The sequence below is a fragment of the Bacillus sp. FG16 genome (assembly GCF_057809515.1).
In genome coordinates this window covers 1-323 of sequence record NZ_JBMDKC010000399.1, presented here as the reverse complement: position 1 = coordinate 323, position 323 = coordinate 1, and the positions used below count along the sequence as shown (strand labels likewise).

Genomic DNA, 323 nt, shown 5'->3' with positions numbered 1-323 from the left:
GTCATCCATTCACTACCGCTATTCAGAATCAGAATTAAAAGCAATCCTATCCACACTAGAAATCATTGTAGACACGAGAGAACAGAAGAATCAGCATGTGTTGGACTATTTCCGCAAAAAGAAAGTACCGTTTAAAATTCGTGGGATGAAAACCTGTGATTATTCGGCGATGATTCCTAAGAATTTAGAAATGGGTCTAACAAGGGACATATACCTCACGGCAGGTGTGGAGCGAAAGAACGGTGTGGACGAACTGGTTGAAAGTATAAAAGACCGTACACGTTTTGAAAATGAACTCATCCGCGCATCGAAACATCCATTTG

The 323-nt window shown here is 40.9% G+C and carries 1 protein-coding gene; it reads left to right on the top strand.

Annotated features, from left to right (window positions below; translation table 11 throughout):
- Positions 1-7: 7 nt before the first annotated feature.
- On the top strand, positions 8-323 hold a 316-nt coding region (locus tag ACODS7_RS32915), incomplete at its 3' end, for an ERCC4 domain-containing protein (RefSeq protein ID WP_488828773.1).